Origin of the sequence: Janthinobacterium glycogeni, assembly GCF_051380725.1 — a bacterium.
Taxonomy (GTDB): domain Bacteria; phylum Pseudomonadota; class Gammaproteobacteria; order Burkholderiales; family Burkholderiaceae_D; genus Janthinobacterium.
Genome location: NZ_JBNYXP010000001.1, coordinates 458636 through 474572, shown reverse-complemented (window position 1 = coordinate 474572; position 15937 = coordinate 458636). Strand labels below are relative to the sequence as shown.

The window sequence follows — 15937 nt, the reverse complement described above, 5'->3', positions numbered from 1 at the left end:
CCCAGAATTTGCATTTGGGATAGGCGCTAGCCTTGGTGCAAGACGCTCATCACCAGAAAAAGCGCCGCTCTTCCTTGTCCGGATCGGGCCCGTTCATCATCATGCGCACGATGCCGTCGTGGTCGAAGTGCACGTGCATCATGGAATCCCACACGCCCGATTCCTTGTAGCGGTAGGACCAGACGTAGAGCTTGGGCAGCGGCAGGTAGGATTTTTCCGTCGGGCGGCCCAGGGTGTGCAGCACGTCTTGCTGCGTCGACACGCCTACCTTGATGCGGGCAAAGCCCGGCGTGTCGAGCACCTGTTCGTAGGAAATCAACTTGTCGTCGGGGCCGAAGCGGGCCATGTAGGTGGATTGGCCGTACGGCCCCGTCGCGTATTCGAGTTCCGGCCCCGTGGGCAGCTGGTAGATATTCGTCGGACGGCCCAGGCGCGCTTCCACGGCGGCGCGCGGCTCACCTGGCTGCGGCGGCGGGACGTTCCAGCTGGCGCAGCCGGCCAGCACGGCAAACAACAGCGGCGTTGCTAATTTGAGCAGTTTTTTCATGTTTGACCTCCTGAAATGCAGGAAAATCCTATCATGCGCCGAGAAAAGCCCGCACGGCAGGATACAGGCGGGCATTTTTCCGATATACTTGCGCGTCTGGTTGGAAGCCTAGGCCAGTATTTTAATAATCGTAGTTCACGGTGGATAGGGTTCAGACTCTGTGCACCGCATGTGAAAGGTTTATCATGACAGTAGAAAACATCAACAAAGCCGCTATCATCGCGGACAACGCACGTGGTCAAAACGACACCGGCTCCCCTGAAGTGCAAGTTGCACTGCTGACAGCTCGCATCAACGAACTGAACGGCCACTTCAAAGCCCACTCGAAAGATCACCACTCCCGCCGCGGCCTGATCATGATGGTCAACCGTCGTAAGAGCCTGTTGTCCTACCTGAAGGCTAAAGACGCTACCCGTTATCGCGACCTGATCGCTAAACTTGGTCTGCGCAAGTAATTTTTGCCGTACAAGGTTTATACAGAAATGCCTGCGCCAGTTCGCTGACGCGGGCATTTTGTCATTTGAATTCCGGATTTATGTCGGTAAGTGCAGTATGCTCTACCGATATCATGTTTTAAAAGTAAAGTAGTAAAGGCGGCAACGGTTCTTCCGCCGCCTGTGGTGAGGTGAACGACAGCCCCTGAAAATCTGTCGGCAATTAGAAAAGGGATACCCCATGTTTAACAAAGTTACGAAAACCTTCCAGTACGGTCAACATCAAGTGACCCTGGAAACCGGCGAAATCGCACGTCAGGCATCCGGCGCAGTGCTGGTGTCGATCGAAGATACCGTCGTTCTGGCAACGGTGGTGGCACGCAAAGATGCCAAGCCAGGCCAGGATTTCTTCCCTTTGACGGTTGATTATGTCGAGAAAACCTATGCTGCCGGTAAAATCCCGGGCGGTTTTTTCAAGCGCGAAGGCCGTCCTTCCGAAAAAGAAACACTGACATCCCGTTTGATCGACCGTCCTATCCGTCCGCTGTTCCCGGAAGGCTACCTGAATGAAGTGCAAGTCATCATTCACGTGTTGTCGGTCAACCCTGAAATCGATCCGGACATCGCCGCCATGATCGGCGCCTCCGCTGCCCTGTGCGTGTCTGGCGTGCCTTTCAACGGTCCTATCGGCGCCGCGCGCGTCGGTTACGCCAACGGCCAGTACATCCTGAACCCGACCGTTCAGCAACTGAAAACGTCGGAAATGGACCTGGTGGTCGCCGGTACCGAAACGGCCGTGCTGATGGTCGAATCGGAAGCGAAACAGCTGTCCGAAGAAATCATGCTGGGCGCCGTGGTCTTCGGCCACGACCAGATGAAAGTCGTCATCGACGCGATTCACGACCTGGTGCGTGACGGCGGCAAGCCGGAAGTGGAATGGGCGCCTGCGCCGAAAAACGAAGCACTGATCGCCCGCGTCGCGCATTTCGCCAACGCCAAGATCAATGACGCGTATCAAACCAAGGACAAGCAAGAGCGTACGGCCAAGCTGAAGGCGGCAACGTCGGAAGTGCTGGCCGACCTGTCGGCTGAAGCGGCTGCCGCCGGCGGCGCGTCGATCGACAGCGCCGAAGTGAACAACATCCTGTTCGACATCGAAGCCAAGATCGTGCGTACGCAAATCCTGGACGGCGAGCCACGCATCGACGGCCGCGACACGCGCACCGTGCGTCCGATCTCGATCCGCACCAGCGTGCTGCCACGCACCCACGGTTCGGCCCTGTTTACGCGCGGCGAAACGCAGGCGCTGGTCGTGGCAACTTTGGGCACCGCCCGCGACAGCCAGAAGATCGATGCGCTGATGGGCGAATTCACCGATTCGTTCATGCTGCATTACAACATGCCTCCGTTCGCCACCGGCGAAACCGGTCGTGTCGGTACGCCAAAACGCCGCGAAATCGGCCACGGTCGCCTGGCCAAGCGCGCGCTGATCGCCGCCCTGCCAGCAGCTGAAGAGTTCAGCTACTCGGTGCGCCTGGTATCGGAAATCACGGAATCGAACGGTTCCTCGTCGATGGCATCGGTATGCGGCGGCTGCCTGGCACTGATGGACGCCGGCGTGCCGATGAAAGAACACGTGGCCGGTATCGCCATGGGCCTGATCAAGGAAGGCGGCAAGTTTGCCGTGCTGTCCGACATCCTGGGCGACGAAGATCACCTGGGCGACATGGACTTCAAGGTGGCCGGTACCCGCAACGGTATCACGGCGCTGCAGATGGACATCAAGATCATGGGCATCACCAAGGAAATCATGCAAGTGGCACTGGCGCAAGCCAAGGAAGGCCGCGAGCACATCCTGGGCGAAATGCAAAAAGCCATGCCGCACGTCAAAACCGAACTGTCCGATTTCGCACCGCGTCTGATCACCATCAAGATCAACCCGGAAAAAATCCGTGACGTGATCGGCAAGGGCGGCGCCGTGATCCGCGCGCTGACCGAAGAGACGGGCACCCAGATCGACATCAGCGACGAAGGCGTGGTCACCATCGCTTCCGTCGACGCTGCCGCCGGCCAGGAAGCCAAGCGTCGCATCGAAGAACTGACCGCCTCCGTCGAAGTGGGCAAGACCTACGAAGGCACCGTGCTGAAACTGCTGGACTTCGGCGCCATCGTGCAAGTCATGCCAGGCAAGGACGGCTTGCTGCACATTTCGCAGATCGCCAACGAGCGCGTCAACGCCGTGGCCGACTACCTGAAAGAAGGCCAGCTGGTCCGCGTCAAGGTTCTGGAAACGGACGACCGCGGTCGTTTGAAACTGTCGATGAAAGCTGCCGAAGGCAACGAAGCGCCAGCCGCTTAAGTCAGACTGACTGCGGCCTCGGCCGCATGCTCAAAAACCGCCGGCGCGCAAGCCCTGGCGGTTTTTTTATGCGCGTCGTTTGCGCTGTATCGAAGGTGTGTGCCGACGCGTGCACCGGCCTTGATCCAGCGCGTATCGGCCGCTGCCGCACCTTGTAGATTCGGAGTGGGATTTCCCCTCGAACGAGTCTTCCAAGGAGATGCAGCATGCGCACATTCCGCGGGCTGGCCGCCGCCTTTCTGCTTGCCGTTTCGCCCGGCGCCTGGGCGCAGCTGGACAGCGCACCCACGCCGGTGCCGCTGCCCATCCCTATCGCCGCCGCGTCCGGGGCCATGCCGGCGCAAGACCTCGACGCCTTGCGCGCCGTGCATGCGCGCGAAATCAATGACCTCAGCACGTTCAGGACGGCGGGCTTGCCGCGTGACGCTATCGACGCCTATCTCGATAGTGGGGCAGGGCAGCAATTCCTGCGCGAACTGCGCGCGGCCGATCCGGCCGCCTCGGCTGACACCATCTATGCGCGAGCGGTCGAGCAGCTCGCGTCCGGCAGCACCTTGCCGGACCTGCAGCCCATGGCTGCCGCGCTGGTAAAAATCGTGCCGCACGGCCAGAATGTATCGCCATATTCGCCATACTTCACCACCAGCGCGCAATTGCAGCTGGCATCGGGCCGCTGCGCCACGCTGGCCGACTGTTTCGGCTTGCCCTTGAAGAGCGAGGCGCCGCTGTATGATGTGTATCAGATCATGCCCAAGGGCACCGTCAACGTATTCGTCAGCCAGGTCGCGCCGACGGAAGAGTTGGGCGGGCTGGTGCGGCGCAAGGGCGGGGCGCAGCAGTATTTGCTCCCCAACCGCAGCTTGTGGTCGGCCCCCGTGCTGATCGGCACGATCAAGAATTGAGGAGAGATGATGGATCCGCAGCGTTTGCAAGCGCGTGCCGCCGAACTGGAGCAGTTGCTGGCCCGTCTGGCGCCCGCCGACGGCGAGGTGGCCGACCTGCGCAGCGCTGTCGAGCCGCTGCTGGCCCTGGCTGGCAGCGGCGCCTTGAGCGCGCCCCTGCCATGGGGCGATATCCCCGGCGGGCGTTATTTTACGGAGGGCGGATTGCGCCGGTACCCCGAGCTGGAACAGGCATTTGCCCGCTTCCGCATCGAAGCGACGGGCGGCGAATCGCCGGCCCTGCGCAAGCTGCGCGGCGAGATATAGTTAATATTTTATCATCGAGTTGTTAATATAAGGTATCAATTGTTGTTTATGGGTAATCGAGAGTCGGTATTGCTTGACGACAAAATCTTATTCCCTGACCATGGCGCATCCCTCCCGATTTTCTCTTTTTTATTGGATGCACCATGTTGTCCTCCCTTAAGGCGCGGCTGATCGCCATCGCCGTTTCCATCGTCGTGCTGGCCATGCTGGCCGTCGCCATCGCCAATTTCTTCACTACGCGCGCAAGCACCCTGGCCGCGCTCGACACGCAGATGCTGCAGTTGTCGCACAGCCATGCGCAAGCCATCGCCGAATGGCTGCGTTCCAAGCAAGCCGTCGTGGGTTCGCTCAAGCAGGGTGCCACGGCGGCCGATCCCTTGCCGGCCCTGAAGGCGGCCGAGCAGGCAGGCACGTTCGACATGGCGTATATCGGCTTTGCCGACAAGCACGCCGTCTTTTCGCAGGAGCGCAAGCGCGCCGCCGACTACGATCCAACGGCGCGGCCCTGGTACAAGCTGGCGTCCGAAGTGGGTGGCCCCATCATCACGGCGCCGTATATCGGCGCCAGCACGGGCAAGCTGGTGGTGACGTTTGCCGAGCCGCTGGGCGGCAAGGGCAGCGTGACGGGCGTGATGGCGGCCGACGTGATGATGGATGCGGTGGTGCAAAACGTCGCCTCGATCAAGCCGACGGCATCCAGTTACGCCTTCCTCGTCGACGGCGGCGGCAAGATCATCGCCCACCCGGACGGCAAGCTGACCCTGAAGCCGCTGGCCGAGCTCGATCCGGGCCTGAGCGCGCAGGCGCTGGCCGATATCGAAAAGAGCGGCGACGGCGCCGCCATCCGCCTGGGCGACCGTAACGGCATCTTGCATGTGAGTAAGGTGCCAGGCAGCGACTGGCTGCTGGCGACCGTGCTCGACCGGGCGGAAGCGACGCAGGCATTGACCTCCATGCTGCGCGCTTCGGCCCTGACGGCCTTGCTGGTGCTGGCCCTGGCCGCCACGGTCTTGAGCGTGCTGGTGGCGCGCGCCTTGCGCCGCCTCGGTCTGGTGCGCGATGCGATGGAAGCGATCGCCACGGGCGACGGCGACCTGACCAGCCGCCTCGATGCGGAAGGCGCGGACGAGCTGGCCCAGATCGCCAAGGCCTTTAATTTGTTCGTCGAAAAGATCGCCACCGTGCTGGTGCAGATCCGCAGCATCAGTACCCTGGTGCGCAGCGAATCGGCCGATATCGCCGCCGGCAATGCCGACCTGTCCTCGCGCACGGAAGCGCAGGCGGGCGCGCTGGAGGAAACGGCCAGCTCGATGGATGAGTTGACCTCGACCGTCAAGCAGAATGCGGAAAACGCGCATGCCGCCAACGAGCTGGCCGTGTCCGCCTCGGAAGTGGCGGCCAAGGGCGGCCGCGTGGTGCAGCAAGTGGTGGGCACCATGGCCGGCATCCAGGAAAGCTCGCGCAAGATCGTCGACATCATCGGCGTGATCGACGGCATCGCCTTCCAGACGAATATCCTGGCGCTCAATGCGGCCGTCGAGGCGGCGCGCGCGGGCGAGCAGGGCAGGGGCTTTGCCGTGGTGGCGTCCGAAGTGCGCAACCTGGCGCAACGCTCCGCCGGCGCGGCGAAGGAAATCAAGGAATTGATCGGCGATTCGGTGGAGAAGGTCGATGCGGGCGGCCGCCTCGTCAATGAAGCGGGCCAGACCATGGACCAGGTGGTGGCCTCGGTGCAGCAATTGACGACCATCATGAGCGAGATCACGGTGGCCAGCCGCGAACAGAGCGCCGGCATCGGCGAGATCAATACGGCCGTCACGCACATGGATACCATGACGCAGCAGAACGCGGCCCTCGTCGAGCAAGCGGCCGCTGCCGCGGAAAGCCTGCAGGAACAGGCCGTGGACCTGGCGCAAGCCGTCGGCATGTTCCGCCTGGGCGATGCGGATGCGGCGCCCGCGCCCGTGGCGCGCCTCGAGGCGAAGCCGGCCGCTCCTGCGCCGCGCGCGCCGGTCCGTGCGCTGTCGCCGGTCAAGCCCGTCAAGCCCGTCAAGGCGGCCAAGTCCGGCGCCGACGAGTGGGAAGAGTTTTAAGTTGCAAGCATAGCGATCTGCGCGTTCATCCGCGTTTTTGTCAGGCCAGCCTGCCAAAAGCGCAGTTCGTCGCAATCGGCGTGTCTGGCGGGGGCGGTATGGCTATAGTGACACCATACCGCAAGCCCACTGCCAGACACCCGAGGAGAACAACATGAACGTCGCTAAAAACATGGAAATCATCGCCGTTGCCGCCGCCATCCTGCTCGGCGCCGGCTGCTACGCCATTGCCCCGGCCGCCCCGGCCCTGCAAGTGGCCAGCTCCACGGCCACCGTGGCTGCGCCAGCAAACAAGGCTGCCATGCAAGTGGTGGTCGTCAAGGCCAAGCGCCTGAACGCCGCCGAAAAGGCCAGTTTCGCATAAGACACCTATCAAAACCTGCTGCGCGTCGCGATTTGCGGCTTCCGATGCTTACTGTGCATTCGCACAGTTCCGCTTCTCGGGCCAACGGGGGCGCCGAGCCTCACCGCCGCTCGCTACGGTTTTGTCAGGCGTCAAAGTCATTGTCAGCAATTTTCGACACTGCTACAGTGCAGCTGCACGAGCAATGCAGGCGCCCCAGGCGGGCGACCAGACAGATAAAAACAAGATACCGAGGATGCACTACATGAAAAAGACACTGCAACTGGCGCTGTTGTTCCTGGCGACACTGGGCCTGGTGCGCGGCGTGGCCGCCGAGACCCGCTTGCTGGAAATGCGCAACGTCGACGCCCGCGTGGTGAGGGTCAAGCTCGACGGCGTGATGGAGGTGCGCATCCGCCAGGGCAACGTGCCTTCGCTGAGCATCACGGCCGACAAGCGCTACATCGCCGATGTCAGCACGGCGCAAAGCGGCGACACCCTGCACATCGAAACGGAAGTGCGCGGCTTCAAGCTCGGCCCTTCATCGATCCGCGCCGACCTGGTGTTGCCGAACCTGCGCGAACTGAGCTCGGAAGGCTTTGGCAGCACGGACATCACGGGTTTCAAGGGCGAGGAACTGACCCTGTCGCTGGAAGGGGCGGGCAGCATCAAGCTGGTGGGCGACTACCGCAAGCTCAATGCCAGCCTGGGCGGCGTGGGCAGCATGCAGCTCTGGATCGGCAACAATGAGCGCGCGGAGCTGGACTTGCAGGGCGCCGGTTCCGTGATGTTGGGTGGACGCGGACGCCTGCTGAAAGCGAACCTGGGCGGCCTGGGCAGCCTGAACGCGCAGCAGTTCGAAGCCGATGCCGTCAACCTGGAATTGAGCGGCCTGGGAAATGCCACGGTGAATGCCCATACGAATGCCAAGCTGAACCTGAGCGGACTCGGTTCGGTGGTGGTGTACGGCAAACCGGCCAATCGCGATGTCAGCGTCGAGGGCCTGGGCAAAGTTAGCTGGAAGTAAAAGCATCCTGCCGCAGGCCTTCTGCAGGACAAGAATAAGTTGTCAGACCACATCCCATTCCGATGAAAAAACTGATCATTACATTACTCATGCTGTTGACGATACAGCTACCCGCGCGGGCCGGCTTCGCCGAAGGCGCCAGCGCCTACAACAACAAGAATTACGCGCTGGCTTACAAGGAAGTATTGCCCCTTGCTAAGACCGGCAATGCCGATGCCCAGCATTTGCTGGGTTTGATGTATTACATGGGGCGGGGCTTGCCGCAGGATTACAAGCAAGCCATGTTCTGGCACCGCAAGGCGGCCGAGCAGGGCAAGGCCGACGCCCAGTACGTGGTGGGCGCCATGTATTACACGGGCAACGCCGTGCTGCAGGACCACAAGCAGGCCGTCAGCTGGTTCCGCAAGGCGGCCGAGCAGAACCATGCCGAGGCACAGCAGGTGCTGGGCCTGATGTACCGCTACCACATGGGTGGCGTGCAGCAGGACAACGTCATTGCCTACATGCTGTGGAATCTGGCGGCGGCGAATGGCAATGCGAATGCGGCCGACCAGCGCGCCGCCGTCGTGCGCAAGATGACGCATGAGCAAGTCGAGGAAGGGCAGGCGCTGTCGGCCAAATGGAAGCCGGGCACGCCCTTGCCGCGCGAGTCGAAAACGGGCGGTGGCTGAGAGATAAAGTAGCGGCCTGCAAGGGTGGACGGCTTGGCGTACAATCGCCGTTTTCCCTTGAAAGAGTCCCGCCATGCGTGCAGTTGCCATCAGCCAGCCAGGTCCCGCCGACGTTTTGCAGATCGCCGAATGTCCCATGCCGCAATATAAGGCGGGCGAACTGCTGATCAAGGTACATGCGGCCGGCATCAACCGCCCCGATGTATTGCAGCGCCTGGGCAAGTATGCGCCGCCTGCGGGCGCCTCCGACTTGCCGGGCCTGGAAGTGGCGGGCGAAGTCGTCGATGGTGATTTCACCAGCACGGCTTTCAGGAAGGGCGACCTCGTCTGCGCACTGGTGCAGGGCGGCGGTTATGCCGAATACTGCGCCGCACCCGCCGGCCAGTGCCTGCCCCTGCCCAAGGGCTTGACGGCGCTGGAAGGCGCGTCCCTGCCGGAAAACTTCTTCACTGTCTGGAGCAATGTGTTCGACCGCTGCGCGCTGGCCGATGGCGAAACGTTATTGGTACAGGGCGGCACGTCCGGCATCGGCGTGGCGGCCATCCAGCTGGCGGCCGCGCTCGGCCACCGCGTGTTCGCCACGGCGGGCAGCGACGAGAAGGCGCGCGCCTGCGAGGCGCTGGGCGCCGAACGGGGCATCAACTACCGCACGGAAGATTTCGTGGCCGTCGTCAAGGAATTGACCGGTGGCAAAGGCGTCGACGTCATCCTCGACATGGTGGGCGGCGACTACCTGCCGCGCGAAATCGATTGCCTGGCCGACGATGGCCGCATCGGCCTGATCGCCGTGCAGGGTGGCACCAAGGCCACCCTGGACCTGGGGCAAATGCTGCGCCGCCGCCTGAGCGTCAGCGGCTCGACCTTGCGCCCCCGTCCCGTCGTCTTCAAAGCGGCCATCGCGAACCACCTGCGCACGACCGTCTGGCCGCTGATCGAGGCGGGCAAGATCAAGCCCGTGATCTATCAAACTTTCCCGTTGGAAAAGGCCAACGAGGCGCATGCCTTGATGGAGGCGAGCACGCACGTGGGCAAGATCATGTTGCAAGTTGCCTGAAACGGGGCACTGCCTGTTTGACCGGCATCGGTGCCGGAGTTAGAATGACGGGTTATTAAGAATTTAGGCTACTATGCGTCGCAAACTCGTCGTCGGAAATTGGAAAATGAACGGCAGTCGCACCTCGAACGCGGTGTTATTGTCTGAAATAGTTGCTGGCCTGGCTGCTTCTGGCGCCGCCAGCGCCGTCTGTGTGCCTGCGCCGTATCTGGCGCAGTGCCAGGCGCAATTGGCAGGCACGGCGCTGGGCTGGGGTGCCCAGGATGTCTCCGCGCACGCCAGCGGCGCCTACACGGGCGAAATCTCGGCCGCCATGCTGCAGGATTTCGGCTGCGGCTATGTGGTGATCGGGCATTCCGAGCGCCGCGCCTACCATGGCGAGAGTGATGCGCAGGTGGCGGCCAAGACGGTTGCCGCACTGGCGGCAGGCATCACGCCTATCGTCTGCATCGGCGAGACCCTGGCGCAGCGCGAAGCGGGCCAGACCGACGCGGTCGTGGCGCAGCAGCTGGGCGCCGTGCTGGCGGCCATTTCCGCCGACGACGTGGCGAAGCTGGTGCTGGCCTACGAGCCGGTCTGGGCCATCGGCACGGGCAAGACGGCCACGCCGCAGATGGCGCAGGACGTGCATCAGGTATTGCACGCCCAATTGGCGCAAAAGAATGCGGTAGCGGCCGCCGGCGTGCAGATCCTGTACGGCGGCAGCATGAAGCCGGAGAACGCAAAAGAATTGATGGCGATGCCGGATATCGATGGCGGTCTGATCGGTGGAGCAGCATTGAAGGCGGCGGATTTCCTGGCGATTATTCACGCCGCCGATTGAATTAATTTAAACTAAGAATGGAATTGCAATGAACATGATGTTCAATCTGGTAGTGGTAGTACAGGTTATTTCGGCATTGTCGATTATCGCGCTGGTGTTGCTGCAGCACGGCAAGGGCGCCGACATGGGCGCCGCCTTCGGTTCGGGCGCCTCGGGCAGCCTGTTCGGTGCGACGGGTTCGTCGAACTTCATGTCGAAATCGACGGGCGTTGCCGCCGCGATCTTCTTCGGCGCCACCCTGGCCCTGTCGCTGATGGCCAATCAGCGCGCCACCACGGTGGGCGGCGGCGTGATGGACAAAGTCGTCAAGCCAGTGCCGGTCACCGGCGCGGGCGCGATCCCGACGACGGTGCCTGCGGCAGCCCCGGCGGCCAGCGCTCCGGCAGCGGCGGCGCCGGTTGCCAGCACCCCGGCAGGCGCGATTCCAAAGTAATTCTGCATTAACTCGATACCTCATCGAGAGTAATTCTCATTAAGGGCGGATTATTGCTCAATGTTTCAGCAGTGCGGCAGGAAAAAATCGTGACGCGCTGGAAGATGTAAAAATTTATCGTTTTTATCTGTGTTTTGATGCATTTGTGCATTAACTTTAGCGCCAAAGCAGAGTAGAATACGGGCCTTACCGCCGACGTGGTGAAATTGGTAGACACGCTATCTTGAGGGGGTAGTGGCGAAAGCTGTACGAGTTCGAGTCTCGTCGTCGGCACCAGAAATCAGAAGCCAGCAACGGCGCACGAGCCATGGCTCGTACAAAGTTGCTGGCTTTTTTTACGAGGATGTGTCGTTCGATCCTGGTCTTAGCTTTGATTGGGGTCGTGCGTTAGATACGCTGCAAATGATCGCAGCGTCCTCATTTAACCGATCGTTCAATATAAGCTTATCAATCGTGAACCTCGAAAATTACTTCCCCGTCCTGCTGTTCATTATTATCGGCCTCGGTGTCGGTATCGCTCCCCAGCTCCTGGGGCGCCTGTTAGGTCCTAACAAGCCTGACGCAGCAAAACTCTCCCCGTACGAATGTGGTTTTGAAGCATTCGAAGACGCGCGCATGAAATTCGATGTGCGCTACTATCTGGTCGCAATCCTGTTTATTTTGTTCGATCTGGAAACGGCATTCTTTTTCCCATGGGGCGTTGCAATGCGCGACCTGGGCTGGGCCGGTTTCGTCACGATGATGGTGTTCATCGCTGAATTCGTGGTCGGATTTTGGTACATTTGGAAGAAAGGTGCCCTTGACTGGGAATAAGCCATGGCTATTGAAGGCGTATTAAGCGAAGGTTTCATCACCACCTCGGCCGACAAGCTGATCAACTGGGCGCGCACCGGGTCTATGTTCCCGATGACGTTCGGTCTGGCCTGCTGTGCGGTCGAAATGATGCATGTGGGCGCAGCCCGCTACGATATGGACCGTTTCGGCGTCGTGTTCCGTCCGTCGCCGCGTCAGTCCGACGTCATGATCGTTGCCGGCACCCTGTGCAACAAGATGGCGCCGGCCCTGCGCAAGGTCTACGACCAGATGGCGGAGCCACGCTGGGTCATCTCGATGGGTTCCTGCGCCAATGGCGGCGGGTACTACCATTACTCCTATTCCGTGGTGCGCGGTTGCGACCGCATCGTGCCCGTCGACGTGTATGTGCCTGGCTGTCCGCCGACCGCTGAAGCCTTGTTGTACGGCATCATGCAGTTGCAGAACAAGATCAAGCGTACCAGCACGATCGCACGCTAACCGGGCCGCTTCAGATTATGACAACACATTTAGAAGTATTGCAAAACGCCCTCGGCACTGCCCTGGGCGATCGCGTTAGCACGACGGTTGCGCTGGGCGAAGTCACCTTGCAGGTCAAGGCCGAGGACTACCTGGCCGTGATGCAGACCTTGCGCGACGATCCGAGCCTGCATTTCGAGCAGCTGCTCGACCTGTGCGGCGTCGACTACTCGACCTATGGCGACGGCAGCTGGGATGGTCTGCGTTTCGCGGCCGTGTCGCACTTGCTGTCGGTTAAGCACAACTGGCGCGTGCGCGTGCGCGTGTTCGCGCCCGACGATGACATGCCACTGCTGCCTTCCGTGGTCGGTATCTGGCGCGCCGTCAACTGGTACGAGCGCGAAGCATTCGACCTGCTGGGCATCCTCTTCGAAGGCCACAACGACTTGCGCCGCCTGCTGACCGACTACGGTTTCATCGGCCATCCGTTCCGCAAGGATTTCCCCGTCTCCGGCTATGTCGAGATGCGCTACGATCCGGAACAAAAGCGCGTGATTTACCAGCCCGTGACGATCGAGCCGCGGGAAAACGTGCCGCGCGTGATCCGCGAAGAACATTACGGGATGAAATAATGGCTGAGATTAAGAACTACACCCTGAACTTTGGGCCGCAGCATCCGGCCGCGCACGGTGTGCTGCGCCTGGTGCTGGAGATGGATGGCGAAGTCATCCAGCGCGCCGACCCGCATATCGGCCTGCTGCACCGCGCCACCGAAAAGCTGGCCGAACAGAAGACCTACCTGCAGTCCGTGCCGTACATGGACCGTCTCGACTATGTGTCGATGATGTGCAATGAGCACGCGTACGTGATGGCCATCGAAAAGATGCTGGGCCTGGAAGTGCCGCTGCGCGCGCAATACATCCGCGTCATGTTCGACGAGATGACGCGCATCCTGAATCACCTGATGTGGCTCGGCACCCACGCGCTGGACGTCGGCGCCATGGGCCCGTTCCTGTATTGCTTCCGCGACCGCGAAGACTTGTTCGACGCCTACGAGGCGGTATCGGGCGCGCGCATGCACGCGGCCTACTATCGTCCGGGCGGCGTGTACCGCGACTTGCCGGACGCGATGCCGCAGCACAAGGCGTCGATCATCCGCAACGCCAAGGCCATCGGCAAGCTGAACGAAAACCGCCAGGGTTCGCTGCTGGACTTCATCGAAGACTTCGCGCGCCGTTTCCCGAATTCCGTGGACGAGTACGAAACCCTGCTGACCGATAACCGTATCTGGAAACAGCGTACCGTCGGCATCGGCGTGGTCTCGCCGGAAGATGCGCTGGCCATGGGCTTCACGGGCGCCATGCTGCGCGGCTCGGGCGTGCAGTGGGACTTGCGCAAGAAACAGCCGTACGAAGTGTACGACCTGATGGATTTCGACATTCCTGTCGGCACCAACGGCGATTGCTACGACCGCTACCTGGTGCGTGTGGAAGAGCTGCGCCAGTCGAACCGCATCATCAAGCAATGCGTGGAGTGGCTGCGTAACAATGAAGGTCCTGTCATGACCAGCAACCGCAAGGTGGCGCCTCCGGGCCGCGTCGACATGAAGACCAACATGGAATCCTTGATTCACCACTTCAAGCTGTTCACGGAAGGTTTCCACGTGCCGCCAGGCGAGGCCTACAGTGCCGTGGAACATCCGAAGGGCGAGTTCGGCGTGTATCTGGTGTCCGATGGCGCCAACAAGCCGTACCGCATGAAACTGCGCGCGCCAGACTACGCCCACTTGCAGTCGCTCGACGAGATGGCGCGTGGGCACATGCTTGCCGACGCCGTGACCATCATCGGGACGCAAGATATCGTGTTCGGCAGTATTGACCGCTAAGAGGCAAAAAGTATGTTGTTATCAGAGCAATGCTATAAGAAAATTGACCGCGAGCTGGCCAAGTATCCGGCCGACCAGCGTCAGTCGGCCGTCATGGCCGCGCTGGCTCATGCCCAGGATGAACTGGGTTGGCTGGCGCCGGAAACCATGAAGGAACTGGCCGATTACATCGGCATGCCGGCGATTGCCGTGCAGGAAGTGGCCACGTTCTACAATATGTACAACGTGAAACCCGTGGGCAAGCACAAGATCACCGTGTGCACCAACCTGCCATGCGCCCTGTCGGGCGGCGTGCGCGCTGCAGAGTACCTGAAGCAGAAACTGGGTATCGATTTCCGCGAAACCACCGCAGACGGCCAGTTCACCCTGGTTGAAGGCGAGTGCATGGGTGCTTGCGGCGATGCGCCGGTCTTGCTGGTCAGTAATAAAACCATGTGCAGCTGGATGTCGAACGAGAAAATCGACGCCATGCTGGAGGAACTCAAGAAATGACGTCACTCCACAACCGCCATATCGATCCATTGATCCTGAAGGATCTGGATGGCAAGAACTGGCATTTGCAAGATTATGTGAACCGCGGCGGCTACAGCGCCCTGCGGCGTATCCTGGAAGAGAAAATCACGCCGGAACAGATCATCGCCGACCTCAAGGCTTCGTCCTTGCGCGGCCGTGGCGGCGCGGGTTTTCCTACCGGCTTGAAGTGGAGCTTCATGCCGCGCCAGTTCCCGGGCCAAAAATACCTCGTCTGCAATACAGATGAAGGCGAACCGGGCACTTTCAAGGACCGCGACATCATTCGTTACAATCCCCATGCGCTGATCGAAGGCATGGCCATTGGCGCTTATGCGATGGGCATCACCGTCGGCTATAACTATATCCACGGCGAAATCTTCCAGGAATACCTGCGTTTCGAAGAAGCGCTGGAAGAGGCGCGCGCCGCCGGTTTCCTGGGCGACAAGATCATGGGCAGCGAGTTCTCGTTCCAGTTGCACGCCCACCATGGTTATGGCGCCTACATCTGCGGCGAAGAAACGGCTCTGCTCGAATCGCTGGAAGGCAAGAAGGGCCAGCCGCGCTTCAAGCCGCCTTTCCCTGCCTCGTTCGGCCTGTACGGCAAGCCGACGACGATCAACAACACGGAAACCTTCGCGGCCGTGCCTTTCGTGCTGAACATCGGCCCAGAGAAATACCTGGCGATGGGCAAGCCGAACAACGGCGGTTCGAAGATCTTCTCGATCTCGGGCGACGTGGAAAAACCGGGCAACTACGAAGTGCCGCTCGGCACCCCGTTTGCGACCCTGCTGGAACTGGCAGGCGGCATGCGCGGCGGTAAAAAGATCAAGGCCGTGATTCCTGGCGGCTCGTCCGCGCCGGTGATCCGCGGCGACATCATGATGCAGACCGACCTGGACTATGACTCGATCGCGAAAGCCGGTTCGATGTTGGGTTCGGGCGCCGTCATCGTGATGGACGAAACACGCTGCATGGTGAAGGCGTTGGAACGCCTGTCCTACTTCTACTTTGAAGAATCGTGCGGCCAGTGTACGCCTTGCCGTGAAGGCACAGGCTGGATGTACCGCATGGTGCACCGCATCGAGCAGGGGCAGGGTCGTCCAGACGACCTGGACATGCTCAACTCGATCGCCGACAACATCCAGGGCCGCACCATTTGCGCGCTGGGCGATGCGGCTGCCATGCCGGTACGGGCCTTCATTAAGAATTTCCGTGAAGAATTTGAATATCATATCGAGCACAAGCATTGCTTAGTGCCCGCATATATCTAAGCTG

The 15937-nt window shown here is 61.0% G+C and carries 18 protein-coding genes and 1 tRNA gene; 18 read left to right on the top strand and 1 reads right to left on the bottom strand.

Features of this window, described 5'->3' with window-relative positions; genetic code table 11:
* Positions 1-49: 49 nt before the first annotated feature.
* The gene (gene bamE / locus ACQ4W4_RS02205) at positions 50-547 is read right to left on the bottom strand and encodes an outer membrane protein assembly factor BamE domain-containing protein (protein ID WP_436540603.1); all 498 of its coding nucleotides are present in this window, start codon (positions 545-547) and stop codon (positions 50-52) included.
* 185 nt (positions 548-732) lie between these two features.
* Here bamE and rpsO point away from each other — a divergent pair, with 185 nt between their 5' ends.
* The 18 genes from rpsO (at position 733) to nuoF (ending at position 15933) form a co-directional block, all read left to right on the top strand.
* Positions 733-1002: a 30S ribosomal protein S15 gene (rpsO, locus tag ACQ4W4_RS02200; protein WP_010399743.1), complete on the top strand. Its 270-nt coding sequence runs from the start codon at positions 733-735 to the stop codon at positions 1000-1002.
* A gap of 220 nt (positions 1003-1222) precedes the next feature.
* Positions 1223-3340: a polyribonucleotide nucleotidyltransferase gene (gene pnp / locus ACQ4W4_RS02195; protein ID WP_121670072.1), complete on the top strand. Its 2118-nt coding sequence runs from the start codon at positions 1223-1225 to the stop codon at positions 3338-3340.
* 206 nt (positions 3341-3546) lie between these two features.
* Positions 3547-4242 carry a hypothetical protein gene (locus ACQ4W4_RS02190; RefSeq protein ID WP_436540602.1) on the top strand — a complete coding sequence of 232 codons (696 nt, stop codon included), beginning with the start codon at positions 3547-3549 and terminating at the stop codon, positions 4240-4242.
* 9 nt (positions 4243-4251) lie between these two features.
* The gene (locus tag ACQ4W4_RS02185; RefSeq protein WP_436540601.1) at positions 4252-4548 is read left to right on the top strand and encodes a hypothetical protein; all 297 of its coding nucleotides are present in this window, start codon (positions 4252-4254) and stop codon (positions 4546-4548) included.
* 143 nt (positions 4549-4691) lie between these two features.
* Positions 4692-6641, top strand: coding sequence for a methyl-accepting chemotaxis protein (locus ACQ4W4_RS02180; RefSeq protein ID WP_436540600.1), 1950 nt, complete (start codon positions 4692-4694; stop codon positions 6639-6641).
* 154 nt (positions 6642-6795) lie between these two features.
* A complete protein-coding gene (locus tag ACQ4W4_RS02175) occupies positions 6796-7005 on the top strand; it encodes a hypothetical protein (protein ID WP_436540599.1) in 210 nt (69 codons plus the stop codon).
* A gap of 244 nt (positions 7006-7249) precedes the next feature.
* Positions 7250-8011, top strand: coding sequence for a GIN domain-containing protein (locus ACQ4W4_RS02170; protein WP_436540598.1), 762 nt, complete (start codon positions 7250-7252; stop codon positions 8009-8011).
* A 62-nt stretch (positions 8012-8073) separates the two neighbouring features.
* On the top strand, positions 8074-8682 hold the full coding sequence (locus ACQ4W4_RS02165; RefSeq protein WP_436540597.1) for a tetratricopeptide repeat protein: 609 nt from the start codon (positions 8074-8076) through the stop codon (positions 8680-8682).
* A gap of 73 nt (positions 8683-8755) precedes the next feature.
* Complete coding sequence (locus ACQ4W4_RS02160; protein WP_436540596.1) at positions 8756-9736, top strand: NAD(P)H-quinone oxidoreductase; 981 nt, start codon at positions 8756-8758, stop codon at positions 9734-9736.
* 73 nt (positions 9737-9809) lie between these two features.
* On the top strand, positions 9810-10559 hold the full coding sequence (gene tpiA / locus ACQ4W4_RS02155) for a triose-phosphate isomerase (RefSeq protein ID WP_436540595.1): 750 nt from the start codon (positions 9810-9812) through the stop codon (positions 10557-10559).
* A 28-nt stretch (positions 10560-10587) separates the two neighbouring features.
* Entirely contained in the window at positions 10588-10992 is a 405-nt protein-coding gene (gene secG / locus ACQ4W4_RS02150; RefSeq protein ID WP_034749996.1) for a preprotein translocase subunit SecG, read from the top strand.
* Between the two features lie 191 nt (positions 10993-11183).
* Positions 11184-11268 (top strand) — tRNA-Leu (locus ACQ4W4_RS02145).
* 177 nt (positions 11269-11445) lie between these two features.
* The gene (locus ACQ4W4_RS02140; protein ID WP_010399734.1) at positions 11446-11805 is read left to right on the top strand and encodes an NADH-quinone oxidoreductase subunit A; all 360 of its coding nucleotides are present in this window, start codon (positions 11446-11448) and stop codon (positions 11803-11805) included.
* A gap of 3 nt (positions 11806-11808) precedes the next feature.
* Positions 11809-12285: a NuoB/complex I 20 kDa subunit family protein gene (locus tag ACQ4W4_RS02135; protein ID WP_010399733.1), complete on the top strand. Its 477-nt coding sequence runs from the start codon at positions 11809-11811 to the stop codon at positions 12283-12285.
* Between the two features lie 17 nt (positions 12286-12302).
* Positions 12303-12896: an NADH-quinone oxidoreductase subunit C gene (locus ACQ4W4_RS02130; RefSeq protein WP_070224111.1), complete on the top strand. Its 594-nt coding sequence runs from the start codon at positions 12303-12305 to the stop codon at positions 12894-12896.
* Positions 12896-14149 (top strand): NADH-quinone oxidoreductase subunit D, encoded by a 1254-nt coding sequence (locus ACQ4W4_RS02125; protein ID WP_215408804.1) that lies wholly within the window; start codon positions 12896-12898, stop codon positions 14147-14149. Before ACQ4W4_RS02130 ends, ACQ4W4_RS02125 begins: the two co-directional genes overlap by 1 nt.
* 12 nt (positions 14150-14161) lie before the next feature.
* On the top strand, positions 14162-14641 hold the full coding sequence (gene nuoE, locus ACQ4W4_RS02120; RefSeq protein ID WP_035820520.1) for an NADH-quinone oxidoreductase subunit NuoE: 480 nt from the start codon (positions 14162-14164) through the stop codon (positions 14639-14641).
* Positions 14638-15933 carry an NADH-quinone oxidoreductase subunit NuoF gene (gene nuoF / locus ACQ4W4_RS02115; RefSeq protein WP_010399729.1) on the top strand — a complete coding sequence of 432 codons (1296 nt, stop codon included), beginning with the start codon at positions 14638-14640 and terminating at the stop codon, positions 15931-15933. Before nuoE ends, nuoF begins: the two co-directional genes overlap by 4 nt.
* Positions 15934-15937 lie beyond the last annotated feature (4 nt).